Origin of the sequence: Promicromonospora sp. NPDC050249, assembly GCF_040656015.1 — a bacterium.
Classification (GTDB): domain Bacteria; phylum Actinomycetota; class Actinomycetes; order Actinomycetales; family Cellulomonadaceae; genus Promicromonospora.
Genome location: NZ_JBFAKY010000047.1, coordinates 18,102 through 35,715 on the forward strand (window position 1 = coordinate 18,102; position 17,614 = coordinate 35,715).

Consider the following 17,614-nt stretch of genomic DNA (forward strand, 5'->3'; position numbering starts at 1 on the left):
GGCCGGCTACCTCTGTCCGCGCGCCAGCTCGGAGGGCCACCAGATCGCCCGGCCGATGTCGTAGCCGAGGGCGGGGACGAGGAAGGACCGGACGGCGAAGGTGTCGAGCAGGACACCGAAGGCGACGATGAACGCGAGCTGCGCGAGGAACAGCACGGGGATCACCGCGAGCGCCGTGAAGGTCGCCGCGAGCACCAGCCCGGCCGACGTGATGATGCCCCCGGTGAGCCTCAGCCCGCGCAGCACGCCCTCACGTGTGCCGTGCTCCATCGACTCCTCGCGGACCCTGGTCATGAGGAAGATGTTGTAGTCGATCCCGAGCGCGACCAGGAAGACGAAGCCGAACAGCGGCACCGCCGGATCGGCGCCCGGGAATCCCAGCACGTCGTTGAACACGAGGGCGGCAACCCCCATCGCCGTCCCGAAGGACAGCACCGTCGTGAGGATCAGCAGCACCGGCGCGAGGACGGCGCGCAGGAGCAGCATCAGGATCAGCAGGATCACGACGAGCACGATCGGGACGATGAGGGTCCGGTCCCGGATCGACGCGTCGTTCGTGTCGAGGTCGGTCGCGGACTCGCCGCCGACCAGCGCCTCGGGGACCGAGTCGGCGTAGGCGGTGCGCAGGTCACGGACCGTCTGCTCCGCGGCGGCCGAGTCGGCGGCGTCCTCGAGCGTGCCCTGGAGGAGCACCTCGCCGTCGGAGACGACCGGCTCGGCCGCCTGGACGCCGCCGGCCGTGACCGGGGCGGTCCCGCTCGGGGTGTCCGCCGAGATCGCCACCTGCGCTATCCCGTCCTCCTGCAGCAGGACGTCGGCCGCCCGCTGCAGCTCGTCCTGGGGCGCGACGACGTAGACCGGGCTCCCGGACCCGGCGGGGAAGTGCTCGGCGAGCCGGTCCTGCCCCGTGCGCGCCTCGGACGCGCCGAGGACCAGCTCGGACTGCGGCACGCCTGAGGCCTGGAGCTGCGTGATCCCCACGCAGCCGAGGGCGAGGACCGCCGCCGTCGTGATCCAGATGGTCCGCGGTCGGGTACGGACGGCGCGGGAGACGCGCCCCCACAGCCCGCGCTCCCCGCCGCGCGCCGAGCCGGCCCGCTCGGCGGCAGGGTCGTACGCCGGACGGCGGGGCCAGAACGCCGCGCGGCCGAGCGCGAGCAGCAGCGCGGGGAGCAGCGTGAGCGCGGCGAGCATCGCGAAGGCTATGCCGACGGCGGCGACCGGGCCCAGCGTGCTGTTGGACCGCAGCTCGCTCAGCAGCAGGCAGAGCAGGCCCGCGATGACCGTGCCGCCCGAGGCGAGGATCGGCTCGAACGAGCCCCGCAGCGCCCGCCAGGTAGCCGTCCACCGGTCGGGGGTGCGCACCAGCTCCTCGCGGAACCGCGCGACGTACAGGAGGGCGTAGTCCGTCGCCGCGCCGATGACGAGGATGAACAGGATGCCCTGGGTCTGCCCGCTCAGCAGCAGCACCCCGGACCGGGCGAGGTGCCAGACCGTCAGCAGCGCGAGGCACAGCGCGAACATGCTCGTCGCGAGCACCGCGAGCGGGAGCAGCAGCGAGCGGTAGACCACCACGAGGATGACCAGCACCGCGGCGAGCGCCACGCCGAGCAGCAGGCCGTCGATCCCGGCGAACGCGGACGCCAGGTCGCTCGTGAAGCCAGCGGGGCCCGTGATGTAGAGGTCGACGCCGGTCGGCAGGTCCTCGCTCAGCGTGTCCCGCAGCTCGCCGGTGGCCTCGCCGAGGTCCGCCGAGCCGGACAGCGGCACGAAGGCCTGCGCGGCGGCGCCGTCCTCGGAGGGGATGGGCGGGGAGACGTCGCCGTCCACCACGTCCAGGTCGCCGGCCGCCGTGAGCCGCTCGCCGATCGCGGTGAGGTCGTCGTCGGTGAGCTCGCCCGCAGGCCCCTGCCCGTCCCCGGCGACAAAGACCACGACCGCGGGCACCGCGTCGCCGTCGGTGAAGCCGGAGAGCCGCTCCTGCACCTCGGTCGCCTCGGCGGTGGCCGGCAGGTAGGCGGTGCGGTCGTTGGAGGAGACCTCGTCGACACGGCCGAAGTACGGGCCGCCGATCGCCGCACCCACGAGCCAGACCAGGATGAGCACGGCAGGCAGCGTCACCCGGAGCCAGCGCGGCACGCGCGAACCGGCGTTCACGAAGCGCGCTCCCAGCTCGCGACGGGGCCGGGGACGACCACGAACAGCGGGTGGGCGGCCGGTGGTCCGGTCGTGACGATCTGGGCGCGGTGCTCGGGGGAGCGGATCGCGAGCTTGCTCAGGAGATGCTGCCACTCGAGGTCGAGCTGTCCGGCGGTCACGACGATCCGTGCCGCGTCGCGGGTGTCCTCGTCGATCGGCTGGGCGATCCGCTGCGCGTCGAACTGGTAGCCACGCCGTGTCGCCTCGTCCCGCACGCCGTGGAGGTAGGCCGAGATGGCGACGGCGGGCTGCGGGTGCTCGCGGAACCGGTCGAGCTGCGGGTGCGCGGTGTAGCCCCGGGTGCGGCCGAGCAGCACGGCCTGCGCCAGCAACGCCTCGCGCCAGCAGGCAGTGAGACCCTGCCGGTCGAGCAGTGCCGGATCCAATGACCAGAGCCGCATGCGTCGGCACCTCTCGTGATGTCGGCCGGGTCAGGTGCCTGGCCATCCGCATGCCAATTTAGCTAGCCTGGCTACCTGTAAGCAAATGACGCAATAAGGCAAGGGGGTAATATCCGAACGTGGATCCCGAAGCCGCACCCCGCCAGGATGACGCCGAGCCGTCGATGATGGATCCGCGCGTCATGGATCCCGACCAGGAGATCGTGCGGCTCGCGGGCCTGGACGACGCCGACATCGACCAGGTGGTGGGTGTCCTGGAGGCGCTGCGTCGCTGGCGCGAGACCGAGCGCCGGATGAGCGAGGCCTCGCGCCGCTACATGAAGCTCGGCGAGACCGACATGCGCGCCCTGCGCTTCCTCATCGCCATGCAGAACCACGGTCGCGTCGTGACGCCGGGAGCCATCGCCGAGCACCTGGGCATCACGACGGCGTCGACCACCAAGCTCATCGACCGGCTCGCCGCGGGCGACCACGTGCGACGCACCCCGCACGCCTCCGACCGGCGCAGCCTCGCGATTGAGGTCACCCCGGAGACGCGGCACGTCGCGCGCGAGACCGTCGGACGCAGCCACGCCCGACGGTTCGACGCCGCGGCCCGCCTGACCGCCAAGGAGCGGGAGATCGTCATCCGCTTCCTCGACGACCTGGCGGCCACCGACCAGGGCGAGTCCTGACCGGGTGGGTGTGTTGCGCGGAGTAGACACTGTCTACTCCGCGCAACACACTCCGCGCGGTACATGTTTCCCCCCAGGCCCCACGCTGGACGCCGGGAGCCGGCCTCACACCTCGAGCAGCACCCGCACGTCCCACGGGCCGAGCTCCAGCTCGGCTCCCGCGGCCAGCTCCTCGCCGCTGAGCAGGTCGCGCACCGCGCCCGGCAGGACGAAGGTGCTCGGCTCCCAGGACCACGAGTGCACGAACCGCACGCGCTCACCGGCCGGGTTGGTCGCCCCGGCGACCGTCTGCGACGGTCCCTGCGGGCGCCACTCCGGCCCGTCCGACCCGGACGCCGCCGCAGCCTGCGCCCCGTGCGCCACGGCCCACCCCAGCACCGCGCGCGCGAGCGCCGGATCAGGGATCGTGCCCACGGTCGTCACCCGGCCGGAGCCGTGCGCCCGGGTGGTCACGGCCGGCCACCGGCCGAAGTGCGGGTGGTCGTAGCGGACCAGCACGTCGGCGTCGAGGACCTGCAGGCTGTCGACCCAGCTGGTCGCGGTGGCGCCGTCGGGCAGCTCGAAGCCGTCCGTGCCCTGCACAGCCAGCGGCGTGTCGATGCTCGCGAACTCGTCGTAGAAGACGCCCGCCGCCTCGCTCAGGTGCGCGGGCTTGCGCTCGGCGCGGGCGCGGGCCTCCTCGTCCTCGTACCCGGTGCGGATACCGAGCACGAGGTGCCCGCCGGCCGCCGCGTACCGCTCCAGCCAGGACGGCCAGGCGTCGTCGGCGATCGTGACGCCGGCGGCGACCAGCACGGGGTGCGCTGCGGCCGTCTCCTCGGGCGTGCTGTCGGTCAGGTGGGTGTCGTGCAGCAGGCGGGCCTGCAGGCCGGCGTCGAAGGCCCCGCGGTAGAAGCTGTCGAGGATCCGGTCGTAGCCGCCCCTGTCCGGCCCCGCGCCACCGCCGATCTGCGGGAACTCCGCGAGCGACCACTTGCTGGCGGTGGAGTACACGAGCGCGACGTCGGCGTCCGGGGTCAGGTTGGCGACCGCCGCGCCGGCCGTGCGCAGCTCGCCGCCCAGGGCCGCGAGCTGGTGGTAGGTCCGGCCGGGCTCGAGGGAGTGCGGCAGGATCCCGCCCCAGTACGTCTCGGTGCCGTAGGGCAGCGTGTGCCAGTGCCAGTACTCGATCATGGTGGCGCCGCGGGAGACCAGGGCCCAGGCCACCTGGCGCCACTGGCCGTCATAGGCGGGCTCGTTCTGCCACGGGCCGCCGATCGCCTGCGCGTTGGTCTCCGTGACGAGGTACGGCGCCTGCTTCGAGGAGTACATGCGGTCCGCCATCTCGTACAGCGCCCACGTGCCAGACGCCATCCAGGACTCGTCCTGGTCGACGGTCGGGGGCAGGGCCAGGTGGTCCCGCATCCGGTAGTACGGGTTGCCCGCGGTCACGTCGAGGTCGCGGGTGAGGGCGTCGTCCTGCACGGTGGGGCGCTCGTACGAGATGCACGTGGTGACGAACTGGTCCTCGCGCGCGTACTCGCGGACGACGTCGGCCTGCCAGCCGATGAAGTCGGTCGTGAGCTGGGCCTGGAACTTCCGCCAGGCCAGGGCGTACTGGGGCTGCGCGTTGCCCGACGGCATCCAGAGGTCCGCCCAGGTGGAGAGCCGGTGGGACCAGTAGGTCAGGCCCCACTCGTCGTTCAGCCGCTCGACCGTGCCGTACCGGGTGCGCAGATGGTCCACGAACCGCTCGAAGACCTGCCGGTTGTGGAAGATCTCGTTGCCCGGCTCGTTGTCCACCTGGTACCCGACGACGGCGGGGTGCTGCGCGTACCGGGCGACGACGGCGCGGATGATCCGCTCGGCATGGAACAGGAACGCTGGGTGGGTGTAGTCGATCTCCTGCCGCGCACCCCAGCCCATCGCCTGCCCGTCCCGGCGGACGACGTTGATCTCCGGGTACAGCCGGGCCAGCCACATCGGTACGGCGTAGGTCGGCGTACCGAGGATCACCTTGATGCCCCGCTCGTGGGCGCCGTCGAGCACGGGCTGCAGCCAGTCGAGGTCGAAGCGGCCGTTCTCCGGCTCCCAGGTGGACCAGACGGACTCGCCGACCCGGATCACCGTGAAGCCTGCCTCGACCATCAGGTCGAGGTCCCGCTCCAGCTGCCCCGCGCGCTGCTGCTCGGGGCGGTGGTACTCGTAGTAGTAGGCGGCGCCGAACAGGACCCCGTCGTTCAGGTGGTGCAGCGTGCTCATGCTTGCCTCTCGGGTGGTGATGCTCGGTGGGTGGCGGACGGCGGTGGTGCGGTGCTCTCGCGGACGATCAGCTGCGCGGGGATCAACCGGTGGCGTTCCGCGGGCGGACGGCCCTCGATGGTGCCGACCAGGCGGTGCACCGCCAGGCGGGTGACCTCGGCGAAGTCCTGGCGCACCGTCGTCAGGGGTGTGGAGAGGAACTCGGCCTCGGGGGCGTCGTCGAACCCCGCGATGCTGACGTCCTCGGGGACCCGCAGGCCGGCCTGCTCGACGGCCCGGATCGCGCCGATGGCCATGTGGTCGTTGGCGGCGAAGATCGCGGTGACGCCGGCGCGGCGCAGCAGGTCGACGGCGGCCTCGTACCCGGACCGGGGCGTCCAGTCGCCGTGCATGAGCGGCGGCGCCTCGACACCGGCGTCCGACAGGGCGGCGCGCCAGCCCGCTATCCGCCGCGCCGTGGCCGACCAGCCCTCCGTGCCGCCGAGGTGGTGCACCGTGTGATGCCCGAGCGCGAGCAGGTGCTCGACGGCGGACCGGGCCCCGGCCGTCTCGTCGGCGCCCAGCACGAGCTCGTCGGGGCGCGCGGACGCCTCGGTGGTGCTGGAGGTGGAGGATCCTGCTTTCGGGGAGCCGAAGCTGAGCACCGGTAGCCCGTGCGGGATGCGGAGCTGGGGCTGGCCCAGGTCGATCGGCTCGGAGAGGACGAGCCCCGCGATGTCCTGGGCGACGAGCTCGTCGATGGCGGCCTGCAGGTCGGCGACGCCGTTGCCCCGTGTGCGGGCGACGCTCAGGTGGTAGCCGGAGCCGCGCAGCGCGCTGTCGACACCCTCGAGGATCTGCGCCGGCCCGTACAGCGACGTGCTCGGCGTGACCATGCCGATGCGCTGGTTGCGGCGGGTCACCAGGGCGCGCGCCGCGGCGTTCGGGCGGAAGCCCAGCTCCTCGATAGCCGCCTGGACCTTGGCCCGGATCGCCTCGGTCACGTGCGGCTCGCCGTTCACGACGCGCGAGACGGTCTTCTGCGAGACGCCGGCGCGGCGGGCGACGTCGGTCATCGCTACCCGCTGTGTGGCACCCATGTGCAGCTCCCTCGCTGAACCCTGCTGACGGTTGACTACGTAGTCAACGTCGCAGAGCACATCACGGGTCTGACTACGTAGTCAAGGGTCGGGAGCGAGTGGACGAGATCGGTCAGTTGCCGGGACGTGCCGGTGCGATCGGTCCGTTGCATCGAGATCGGTCGGTTGATGGACCGATCTCGAGGCAACCGACCGATCTCGGACGAGCGGGGCCGACACCGGGCTGGAGTCAGCGCCTGAGCACCGTCCGGATCAGGACAACGTGATGCTGTCCAGCTCCGCGTAGCCCGTGCCGCCGCCGAAGTTGGGCGAGCCCTTCGCCAGCCGGATCACGTTGTAGCCGGCCCGCAGCGAGACGGTCACGCTCGTCGTCCCGAACTGGGCCCAGCCCGCCGTCGGCGGATAGGACACCGTCGAGAACGCGCCGCCGTTGTACGCCAGCCCGTGGGTCGACGTCGACCCGGTGCCGTTCGCGTACCGGACCGCCATCGTGTAGCTGCGGGCCGTCGGCACGTTCACCGTGAAGTCGACGAAGCTCTGCGAGCGCATGTCGGCGGTGCCGTCGATGCCGCCGACGTACGAGCCGTTCGACGCCGCCGACGAGCCCCGGGTCTGCGCGTTCACGACGTTCGCGTTCTCGGCCTCGTAGACCTGCTGCCAGCTCGACGTCGGGCCGCCGGCCGGGGTGACGACGACCTGGTAGGCGCCCTCCGCCGTCATCCCGTTGACCGGGACGGTGACGCTGCCGTTCGAGACGGTCAGGGTGGACGTCGACAGCACCGTCGGCGCCGCCACGTGTGTGTGCCGGCCGCTGCCGGGTACCGCGTTCACGGTCACCCGGACCGAGGATCCGAACGAGCCCAGCCCGTTGACCCGCACGCTGTTGTTGCCGCTGTCCCCGCCGAGCACGACGTTGACGATCTTGCGGCTCGAGTCGTACGCCGCGACGCCGTCGAGCCAGCTCTGCGGGGTGGTGCGTACGACGTTGCCTGTTTGTCCGCCGTACCAGCGGTAGGCCCAGTAGGAAGCCGTCGGCTGGCCCTGGAGCGTGAAGAGACCGTCGAACGTGCCCGCCTCGAACCAGTACGCGCGGTGCGCCTCGCGTGCGCCGTGCCGTTCCAGCACCGAGATCCAGTGCACGGCCACGCTCGGGATGTCCATCTGGTTCAGCGAGTTGTACTCGTTGATCGCGATCGGGCGCGGGCTGATGCCGAGCTGGTTCTCGATGGCCCGGTAGTCGGCCACGTGGTCGTCGAACGAGTTCCAGTCCATGTCGCCGAGCTCGTGCCAGACGATGACGTCGGGGAGCGTGCCCGTGTCCCGGGCGTGGGTCAGGAACGACAGCATCCGGCTGTGGCTGTAGTGCGAGTCGCTGGGCCCCACGATCGGCGTCACCGGGTCGAGCGACCGGATCAGGCGGTGCGTGCGGGTCCAGCCGTCGTTGAACGAGCCGGCCGCCGAGGTGTTCCACGTCCAGTCGGGCTCGTTCCACAGCTCCCAGCCGCGGATGTTCGTCGTCGACGTGGCCGCCAGGCGCTTCTGCACCATGGTCCGGACCTTCTGCTCCCAGTCCGCCCAGCCCTGCCACTGGTAGGGGAACGACGGGTAGATGTCCGGCATGCGGACGAGCTGCTGTGCGCCAGCGCGCGTGATGTTGCCCGCGACGTCAAGCGCGTCGCAGCACGGCTCGGTCGCGCCGTTGCCCAGGTGGGTGGTGCCGGGTGCGGGCTGCGTGAACCCGCTGGGGCTCAGCGGCAGGAGCTGGTCGGTGGTGGGCTTCGAGTCCGAGCCGACGCCGTACAGGCCGCCCGAACCGACGTGCGTCACGGGCCGGACGACGGAGCCGACGTCGACCGTGAGGGTGTTGCCGGCGGCCTGCGCCGGGCTGGCGGGGGAGACCAGCGCGACGCCAAGGACGAGGGCGAGGATGCTGGCGCGGGACAGGGTGCGTTTCATGGGAATCTCCTCGTTGAGATTGCGAACCGGTTCGACGTTCCGGCCCTGATGACGCTAGTTTCGAACGCCGTCCGCCGCAAGAGTCCCAAAAATTCGTTCTTGCGATCCTCGGAGCGGTGTGGTTAGAGTCGAACCGGTTCGCAACGGAAGCGGACTGGTTCAGCAACGGAGCGAGCAGCACAGGAGGCGGAGTGGCCACCATCGGGGATGTCGCCCGGGCGGCGGGGGTCTCCCGCAGCACGGCGTCGTACGCGCTGTCGGGCAAGCGGGCGATCTCGGCGGACGTGCGCCGCCGGGTCGAGGACGCCGTCCGGCAGCTCGGCTACACGCCGAACGCCGGGGCGCGGGCGCTCGCCACGTCGCAGACGATGGTGATCGGGCTGCTCGCCCAGTTCCTCGAGGACGAGTTCGCACCGGCGATGCTCCAGTACATGCTGGGCGTCTCCAACACGGCCCGCGAGCTCGGCTACGACATCCTGCTCGTCACCGAGGCGGACGGCACGCGCGCCCTGCGCCGCATCACCGACTCGCGCATGGTCGACGGCGTCGTACTGCTCAACGTCGCGGAGCGGGACGAGCGCCTGCCGATCCTGCGCGCCGCGGGACAGCCGGGCGCGCTCGTCGGGCTGCCCGCCGACTGCACCGGTGTCGACGTCTTCGACCTCGACTTCGAGGAGGCCGGCCGCCTCATGGTGGACCACCTCCACCGGCTCGGGCACCGCGAGGTGGCCCTCGTGTCGCAGCCCGAGCACGTGATCGAGCGCGGCGGCGCCTACGTGTGGCGCCTGCAGAACGCCGCGGTCGAGGCGGCGAAGGCGCGCGGCATCACGCTGCACACCGTGTCGGCGTCGTCGCACCAGCCCGACGTCGGGCAGGACCTGAACGCCCTGCTCGACACGCACCCCGCCGTCACCGGGCTGCTGATCAACAACGAGGCCGCGGCGGCGGCCCTGCCGACCGTCCTGCACCAGCGCGGGCTGACGGCGCCCAGCGACCTGTCCGTCGTCGGCCGGTACTCGGACGAGTTCGCCCGCACCTTCTCGCTGCCCTACTCCTCGATCGAGAGCGCCCCCGACCGGCTCGGCCGCATGGCTGTGCGCCAGCTCGTGCGCCGGATCGAGGGCGAGGTGGCGGCCGACGAGGCGCACGTCGTGCGGTTCGTGACCCCCGAGCTGGTCGACCGCGGCAGCACCGGCGTGCCCCGGCCGGTCTGAGCCTGCCCCTGCACCACCACCCCAGCAGACAAGTACCCCCCAGCCGGCCGACGGCGTCGTCGTGCCGGACATGCTCAAGGAGGAACCATGCACCACACCGCGCACCAGACCCGGACCAGGCGCAGGCCCACCACGCTCGCGGCCCTCTCCGCGCTCGCCCTGGTCGGCGTGCTCGGCGCCTGCTCGTCCGGCGGCGCGGCCGCCGGCGGCAGCACCGGCGGCGACGACAGCACCTACACCTGGTGGGACCCGTACCCCCAGCACGACGACGCGTCCGACTGGGCCGGCCGGGTCCAGGCGTGCGGCGAGGAGGCCGGCGTCACCATCGAGCGCACCGCCTACGACACCACCGCGCTGACCAACCAGGCGCTGCTGGCCGCGCAGGAGGGCACGTCGCCCGACGTCATCCTGCTGGACAACCCGGCGGTGTCCACGCTCGCGGACACCGGCATGCTCACCACCGTCGAGGAGTTCGGCCTCGACACCTCCGCCATCGACGAGAACCTGCTCGCCGCCGGAGTCGTCGGCGGGGACACGTACGGCATCCCGATCGGCGCCAACACGCTCTCGCTCTACTACAACGCGGAGGTCCTGGAGGCCGCGGGCGTGGACCCGGCCTCGATCACCGACTGGGACTCGCTCACGGCGGCCCTGAAGACGGTCACGGACAACGGTGACAAGGGCATCACGTTCGCCGGCATCGGCACCGAGGAGGGCTCGTTCCAGTTCCTGCCGTGGTTCTGGGGCGCGGGCGCCGACCTGCGCGACCTCGACTCGCCCGAGGCCGTCGCGGCGCTCGACCTGTGGAAGGGCTGGCTCGACGAGGGCTACGCACCCAACTCGGTGATCAACAACTCGCAGAACACCGTGTGGGAGGAGTTCCTCACCGGTGACTTCGCCTTCGCGGAGAACGGCACGTGGCAGGTCAACAGCGCGGCCGAGGCCGGCTTCGAGACGGGCATCGTGCAGCTTCCCGCGCGCGACGGCGGCGTCGCACCGGCACCGACGGGCGGCGAGTTCATCATGGCGCCCGTCCAGGAGGACACCGCGCGCTACGACGTCACCCGCCAGATCGTCGAGTGCATGACGACGCCGGAGGGCTTCGTCGAGACCGCGAACACGTTCGCCTACTACGTGCCACCGACGGCGGACGGACAGGCCGCGCTCGTCGAGGAGAAGCCAGAGCTCGAGCCGTGGGTCGAGGCCGTGCGCAACGCCAAGGGCCGCACGAGCGACGACCTGGGCGCCGACTACCCGGTGATCTCCGAGGCCCTCTGGACGGCGGTCCAGAACGCGCTGTCGGGAGCGGCCACGCCGGAAGAGGCCCTCACCACGGCCCAGACGGAAGCCGAGTCCGGAACCAACTGACCCACCCGCCGTCGTCGAGTGCCGGGTATCTGCGCCTGAACAGCTCTTGAGCCGCAGCTACCCGGCACTCGACGGAAAGACCTAAGGACTTTGTGATGACCACCATCGAGGTTGCGGCCACGGCGGTCGGCGCGGACCGGCAGCCGACGCCGCGCCGGCGGCGCGGGCCGGCTGCCTCCCAGTGGGCCGCCGCCGGGTTCGCCGCGCCGCTGCTCGTGTACCTGATCCTCTTCTACCTCTACCCGCTCTGGCGCAACATCGACCTCAGCGTCCACGACTACACGATCCGCGCGTTCGTCCAGGGCAACGCCGAGTTCGTCGGGTTCGAGAAGTACGCCGAGATCTTCAGCTCCGCGACGTTCCCGACGGCGCTGTGGAACACCGCGGTCTTCACCGTCGTCTCCATCGTGTTCCAGTACGCGACAGGCCTGGCGCTCGCGGTCTTCTTCCGCTCGGGGTTCCGGCTGTCCGGCCTGCTGCGGGCGATGTTCCTCGTGCCGTGGCTGCTCCCGCTGATCGTCTCGGCGTCGACCTGGGCGTGGATGCTGAACAGTGACAACGGCATCGTGAACTCGGTGCTGGCGGCGTTCGGCGCCGAGCAGATCAACTGGCTCACCTCGCCGGACACCGCGTTGCTCTCGGTGACGATCGCCAACATCTGGCTGGGTATCCCGTTCAACCTCGTGATCCTCTACTCGGGGCTGCAGAACATCCCGGGCGAGGTGTACGAGGCGGCGTCGCTCGACGGCGCGGGGCCGTGGAAGCAGTTCTGGAGCATCACGTTCCCGCTGCTGCGGCCGGTCTCCGCCATCACGATCCTGCTGGGGCTGATCTACACGCTCAAGGTCGTGGACGTCATCTGGATCATGACCACCGGCGGGCCCGGTGACGCGTCGACGACGCTCGCGATCTGGTCCTACCGGGAGGCCTTCGGGACCGGGCAGCCGGACTTCTCGCCCGCCGCCGCTGTCGGCAACCTCTTGATCCTCATCGCCCTCGTCTTCGGATTCCTGCACCTGCAGCTCCAGCGCCGCCAGGAGGACTCATGACCAGCCGCCGTCCGCTCTGGAAGACCGCCCTCGGTCTCGTCCTCACCGCGTTCATGCTGTTCCCCGTCTACTGGATGGTCAACGTCTCCCTGACGCAGACCAGCGACCTGCGGTCCGACCCGCCGCACTGGTTCCCTCTGCACCCCACGTTCGAGGGGTACACGGCGGTGTTCCAGCAGCAGCTCCCGGCGCTCGGCACGAGCCTGCTGGTGGGGCTCGGCTGCGTGGTGCTCACCGTTGTGATCGCCGCGCCGGCCGGGTACGCGCTCGCGCTGCTCAACCTGCGCGGCGGGCGCACGCTGAACTTCCTGCTGCTGGTCGCGCAGATGATCCCGGCGGTCGTCATGGCCATGGGCTTTTACGCGGTCTACAACAGCCTGGGCCTGCTCAACACCGTCGGCGGGCTGATCATCGCCGACTCGACGGTAGCCGTGCCCTTCGGCGTGCTGCTGTACACGGCGTTCATGTCGGGCATCCCGCGGGAGCTGCTGCAGGCCGCGCGGGTCGACGGCGCGGGCGCCTGGCGCACCTTCCGCTCGATAGTGCTGCCGGTGAGCCGCAACTCGACGCTCACGGTCTCGCTGTTCGCGTTCCTGTGGGCGTGGTCGGACTTCATCTTTGCCTCGACCCTGAACCGCAACGGCGAGCTCATCCCGATCACGCTCGGCATCTACAACTACATCGGCAACAACACGACGCAGTGGAACGCGATCATGGCGACCGCCGTCGTCGCGTCGGTGCCGGCGGCGATCCTGCTCGTCGTGGCGCAGCGGTACGTGGCCGCCGGCGTCACCGCCGGCGCGGTCAAGGACTGAGAGACAAAGGAACCCTGTGACAGAGCAACACTCGGCGCGCACCGTCGCGTCGCAGCCTCGGGCGGCCCGGGCACGTCCCGTTGTCCCGCCCGGCCCGCGCCGCGGGCTCGGCGTCGGCGAGCTGCGGCTCGACGGCGGCTTCTGGGGCGCGCTCCAGGAGACGAACGCCGGGGCCACGCTGCAGCACTGCCTCGACTGGATGGAGCAGCTCGGCTGGCTCGGCAACTTCGACCGTGTCGCTGAGGGCGTCACGGGCGGGGAGCGGCCGGGCTGGCAGTTCTCCGACTCCGAGGTGTACAAGCTCCTCGAGGCGCTGGCCTGGGAGTACGGCCGCACGGGCGACCCCGCCACAGGCGCCCTGCTGGGCAAGGTGGTGGACCGGGTGGCGGCCGCCCAGGACGAGGACGGCTACCTCAACACCTGCTTCGGCCACGCCGGGCAGGCCGGCCGGTACACCGACCTCTCGACCGGCCACGAGCTGTACGTCACGGGTCACCTGCTGCAGGCCGCGGTCGCGCGCGTGCGGACGGTGGGGGCGGACGACGCCCTGGTCGACGTCGCCCGCCGCGCCGCGGACCACGTCTGCCGGGAGTTCGGCGCCGACGGGCAGGCCGGCATCTGCGGCCACCCCGAGATCGAGCTCGGCCTGGCCGAGCTGGGCCGCGCGCTCGACGAGCCGCGGTACACCGAGCAGGCGCGGCTCTTCGTCGAGCGCCGCGGGCACGGCACCCTCGCGCCGATCGCGCTGCTCAGCCCCGCCTACTTCCAGGACGACGTCCCGGTGCGCGACGCCGACGTCTGGCGCGGCCACGCCGTGCGCGCCCTGTACCTCGCGGCCGGGGCGGTCGACGTCGCGATGGACACCGGGGACGACGACCTGCGCACCGCCGTCGAGCGGCAGTGGACCCGCTCCGTGGAGCGGCGGACCTACCTCACCGGCGGCATGGGGTCGCGCCACCAGGACGAGGGTTTCGGCGACGACTGGGAGCTGCCGCCCGACCGGGCGTACTGCGAGACGTGTGCCGGTGTCGCCTCCGTGATGGTCTCCTGGCGCCTGCTGCTCGCCACCGGCGAGGTGCGCTACGCCGACCTCATCGAGCGCACCCTCTACAACGTGGTCGCGACGTCGCCCCGCGGTGACGGACGCGCGTTCTTCTACGCCAACCCGCTGCAGCAGCGCGAGCCCGGTGCCGATGTGCGGCCGGACGCCGTCAACCCGCGCGCAGAGGGCGGCGTCCGGGCGCCGTGGTTCGACGTGTCGTGCTGCCCCACGAACGTGGCGCGCACCCTGGCCTCGTGGCAGGCGTACGCGGCGTTCGTCGAGGAGGCGCCCGGCGGTTCGTCGGACGGCGGTTCCGACGGCGGATTCGTCGTGTCGCTCGCCCAGTACGCCGCCGGCGACCTGCGGCTCTCGGTCGACGACCGCGACCCCGGGCAGGGCGGCGGTGAGCTCGCCCTGCGCGTGACCACCGACTACCCGCACGACGGCCGCATCCGCGTCGAGGTCACGGGTGTCCCCGAGCGGCCGGTCACCCTGCGGCTGCGCGTACCCCACTGGGCGGACGGCGCCATGCTCACCTGCCCCGACGGCACCACCACCGCCGTCGGCCCGGGGTGGGCGACGGCCGGCGCCGCCGGGACTCCCGCGCTCGCGGTGGGCGACGTCGTCATGCTCGACCTGCCCATGGCACCTCGTCTGACCTGGCCCGACCCACGGGTCGACGCCGCGCGCGGCACCGTCGCCGTCGAACGCGGCCCGCTCGTGCTCGCGCTGGAGTCGGTGGACCTGCCCGACGGCGTGCTGCTCGACCAGGTGCGGCTCGACCCTGCGGTCGCGCCCCGTGCGCAGGACGACGGTGCGGTGGTCCGTGCCGCCGTCGTGCCGCTGCCCGGGGGCGGGGCGGGCACACCGCCGTTCGGTTCCAGCGGTCCGGGCGGTGCGCTGACGCCGTCGTCCGACACGGGCGTGCCCGCCGCGCTCGACCTGACCCTGGTGCCCTACCACCGCTGGGCCGAACGCGGCCCGTCGACCATGCGGGTCTTTGTCCCGACTGCCCGACCCGAGGAGATTCGATGACCGACCCCACCACGCCGGTGCGCGCCGCTGAGCCGGCCGAGCTGCCGGTCCGCGCCGACGGCACCCGCCTGACCTGGCGGAGCGGTGGCGAGACCGTCGTGGTCGAGCCGTGGGGCCACGACAGCGTGCGGGTACGCGCGACGGTCCTCGGCGACGTCGAGGACACCGACTGGGCCCTGCTGCCGCCGGACCCCGAGGCCCACGCCGCCGCGCGCGTCGAGCTGCGGGCGGACGGCGCGACGCTCGTCAACGGCACCATCCGCGTCGAGCTCACCGCCACCAGCGGGTTCTACGAGTCCGTCGGCTACGAGGTGGCGCGCTGCGAGCTGGCCTTCTACGACGGGGATGGCCGGCTGCTGCTCCGCGAGCTGGGCCAGGGCGGCTCGCTCCAGCTGCGGGCCCGGAACTTCCGTCCGCGGCTCGGCGACGACGGGCACACGCTCACGGCGTCGTTCGAGTCCGACCCGGAGGAGAAGCTGTACGGGATGGGCCAGTACCAGCAGCACGTGCTGGACCTCAAGGGCTCGACGTTCGAGCTGGCGCACCGCAACTCGCAGGCGAGCGTGCCGTTCGTGATGTCGAGCGGCGGGTACGGCTTCCTGTGGCACGACCCGGCGATCGGCCGGGCGACGTTCGCGCGCAACCGGTCGGAGTGGCACGCCGAGTCCACGCGGCAGCTCGACTACTGGGTGACGGCGGGCCGCACGCCCGCGCAGATCTCGCGCGCCTACGCCGAGGCGACGGGACGCGCCCCGATGATGCCCGAGCGCGGCCTCGGGTTCTGGCAGTGCAAGCTGCGCTACTGGAACCAGGAACAGCTCCTGGAGGTCGCTCGCGAGCACCACCGGCGCGGGCTGCCGATGGACGTCATCGTCGCCGACTTCTTCCACTGGCCGAAGATGGGCGACTACCGGTTCGAGGACGAGTTCTGGCCGGACCCCGCGGCCATGGTCGCCGAGCTGGGCGAGCTCGGCGCCGAGCTCATGGTCTCGGTGTGGCCGCAGGTCTCGCTGGAGTCGGAGAACGACTCGTACCTGCGCCGGAACAACCTGCTGGTGCGCGCCGACCGTGGGCTCGACGTCCACATGTCGTTCCAGGGCCCCAGCACCTTCCTCGACGTGACCAACCCCGAGACGCGGCGCTGGCTCTGGGACATCTGCCGGCGCAACTACGGCGCCCACGGCATCCGCACGTTCTGGCTGGACGAGGCCGAGCCCGAGTACGGCGTCTACGACTACGACAACTTCAGGTACCACCTGGGCCCGGCCCTGCGGGTGGGCAACGTGTACCCGCAGGCGTTCGCGCGGGCCTTCTACGAGGGCCAGGTGGCGGACGGCGAGAGCGAGGTCGTCAACCTGGTCCGGTGCGTGTGGGCGGGCAGCCAGCGTTACGGGGCGCTGGCCTGGTCCGGCGACATCTCCTCGACGTTCGAGGACCTGGCGCGGCAGGTCACCGCGGGCATCCACATGGGCGTCGCGGGGATCCCGTGGTTCACCACCGACATCGGCGGGTTCCACCGGGGCGACGTCACCGACCCGGCGTTCCACGAGCTGCTCGTGCGCTGGTTCCAGTTCGGCGCGTTCAGCCCCGTGATGCGGCTGCACGGCGACCGGCTGCCGGGGCACGAGGTGGTGGCGGCCGACGGCTCGGCGCGGCTGGGATCGGGTGGCCCCAACGAGCTGTGGAGCTTCGGCGAGGAGGTCTACGGCGTACTGGAACGCTACGTCCACTTGCGCGAGAGCCTGCGCGACTACGTGCGCGACGTCATGCGCGCCGCGCACACCGACGGCCAGCCGGTGATGCGCGGCCTGTTCCACGACTTCCCCGGCGACTCCCGGGCGTGGGACGTGGACGACCAGTTCCTGCTGGGGCCCGACGTCCTCGTCGCGCCGGTCCTCGCGGCGGGCGTGCGGGAGCGCGACGTCTACCTCCCCGCGGGTGCCCGCTGGACCGACGCCGCCACGGGCGCGGTGCACGACGGCGGGGTCACGGTGCGCGCGGACGCCCCGCTCGACGTCGTGCCGGTGTTCCTGCGTGACGGCGCCCTGCCGCACGTGGTCGGCCGCACGACGGGGCGGGTCGTGCCGGGTGCGCCCGTCGGAGGTGCGGGGCCAACGGCTGCGGGGTCAAGTGCCGGGCCTACGACTGCCGGGGCGGCGTGAGTGCGCCTGTCGCAGTCCGTCGGCCCTTCGTCCCGCGAGGTCGGCAGTTCCGCGCGAGGTCGGCAGTTCCGCGCGAGGTCGGCACATGGCATCGAGATCGGTCCGGCGCTGGACCGATCTCGATGCGGACTGCCGACCTCGCGGGTGGTTCGCGGCGGACTGCCGGTGTCGGGACGCACCTTCCGGGGTGCCGTTCGGCTGGGCGTCGTCGAACCGGTTCGCCTGGCGGGGAAGATCCGCCCCCGTGGCCGGTGTGGCGCGCCATCCGGGCGCGGGTTCGGTCCCTTGCACTGCGCCAGACGTGAGATCGGTCCGTTGCTCTGAGAGGTCGCCGCCGCCGTCGACCGGCTGGAGGAGCTCGTGCGACGGCGGTGACCGG

General features: G+C 72.0%; 12 protein-coding genes. 7 read left to right on the top strand and 5 right to left on the bottom strand.

From position 1 onward, the window contains the following. Positions 1-6: 6 nt before the first annotated feature. A complete protein-coding gene (locus AB0I32_RS25050; RefSeq protein WP_357511029.1) occupies positions 7-2,157 on the bottom strand; it encodes an MMPL family transporter in 2,151 nt (716 codons plus the stop codon). After that, the gene (locus AB0I32_RS25055) at positions 2,154-2,600 is read right to left on the bottom strand and encodes a pyrimidine dimer DNA glycosylase/endonuclease V (protein WP_357511031.1); all 447 of its coding nucleotides are present in this window, start codon (positions 2,598-2,600) and stop codon (positions 2,154-2,156) included. Before AB0I32_RS25055 ends, AB0I32_RS25050 begins: the two co-directional genes overlap by 4 nt. A 119-nt stretch (positions 2,601-2,719) precedes the next feature. On the opposite strand from AB0I32_RS25055, the gene AB0I32_RS25060 reads away from it, so the two are divergent. Next, positions 2,720-3,274, top strand: a complete 555-nt coding sequence (locus AB0I32_RS25060; protein WP_357511033.1) for a MarR family transcriptional regulator — start codon at positions 2,720-2,722, stop codon at positions 3,272-3,274. A 105-nt stretch (positions 3,275-3,379) separates the two neighbouring features. Here AB0I32_RS25060 and AB0I32_RS25065 read toward each other — a convergent pair whose 3' ends face one another. The 3 genes from AB0I32_RS25065 to AB0I32_RS25075 all read right to left on the bottom strand — a co-directional run bounded on the left by AB0I32_RS25065 (position 3,380) and on the right by AB0I32_RS25075 (position 8,550). Then, positions 3,380-5,515: a beta-galactosidase gene (locus AB0I32_RS25065; protein WP_357511035.1), complete on the bottom strand. Its 2,136-nt coding sequence runs from the start codon at positions 5,513-5,515 to the stop codon at positions 3,380-3,382. Further along, positions 5,512-6,594 (bottom strand): LacI family DNA-binding transcriptional regulator, encoded by a 1,083-nt coding sequence (locus AB0I32_RS25070; RefSeq protein WP_357511037.1) that lies wholly within the window; start codon positions 6,592-6,594, stop codon positions 5,512-5,514. Before AB0I32_RS25070 ends, AB0I32_RS25065 begins: the two co-directional genes overlap by 4 nt. Positions 6,595-6,846: 252 nt before the next feature. Further along, positions 6,847-8,550, bottom strand: coding sequence for a CBM35 domain-containing protein (locus AB0I32_RS25075; protein ID WP_357511039.1), 1,704 nt, complete (start codon positions 8,548-8,550; stop codon positions 6,847-6,849). 191 nt (positions 8,551-8,741) lie between these two features. On the opposite strand from AB0I32_RS25075, the gene AB0I32_RS25080 reads away from it, so the two are divergent. The 6 genes from AB0I32_RS25080 (at position 8,742) to AB0I32_RS25105 (ending at position 17,235) form a co-directional block, all read left to right on the top strand. Further along, positions 8,742-9,764: a LacI family DNA-binding transcriptional regulator gene (locus AB0I32_RS25080; RefSeq protein ID WP_357511042.1), complete on the top strand. Its 1,023-nt coding sequence runs from the start codon at positions 8,742-8,744 to the stop codon at positions 9,762-9,764. Positions 9,765-9,851: 87 nt separating this feature from the next. Next, positions 9,852-11,132 (top strand): extracellular solute-binding protein, encoded by a 1,281-nt coding sequence (locus AB0I32_RS25085; protein ID WP_357511044.1) that lies wholly within the window; start codon positions 9,852-9,854, stop codon positions 11,130-11,132. Between the two features lie 95 nt (positions 11,133-11,227). After that, complete coding sequence (locus tag AB0I32_RS25090; RefSeq protein ID WP_357511046.1) at positions 11,228-12,181, top strand: sugar ABC transporter permease; 954 nt, start codon at positions 11,228-11,230, stop codon at positions 12,179-12,181. Next, positions 12,178-12,996, top strand: a complete 819-nt coding sequence (locus AB0I32_RS25095) for a carbohydrate ABC transporter permease (RefSeq protein WP_357511048.1) — start codon at positions 12,178-12,180, stop codon at positions 12,994-12,996. The genes AB0I32_RS25090 and AB0I32_RS25095 overlap by 4 nt, the downstream gene beginning before the upstream one ends. Before the next feature lie 16 nt (positions 12,997-13,012). Further along, the gene (locus AB0I32_RS25100; RefSeq protein WP_357511050.1) at positions 13,013-15,073 is read left to right on the top strand and encodes a beta-L-arabinofuranosidase domain-containing protein; all 2,061 of its coding nucleotides are present in this window, start codon (positions 13,013-13,015) and stop codon (positions 15,071-15,073) included. After that, positions 15,070-17,235, top strand: a complete 2,166-nt coding sequence (locus AB0I32_RS25105) for a TIM-barrel domain-containing protein (RefSeq protein ID WP_357511052.1) — start codon at positions 15,070-15,072, stop codon at positions 17,233-17,235. Before AB0I32_RS25100 ends, AB0I32_RS25105 begins: the two co-directional genes overlap by 4 nt. Positions 17,236-17,614 lie beyond the last annotated feature (379 nt).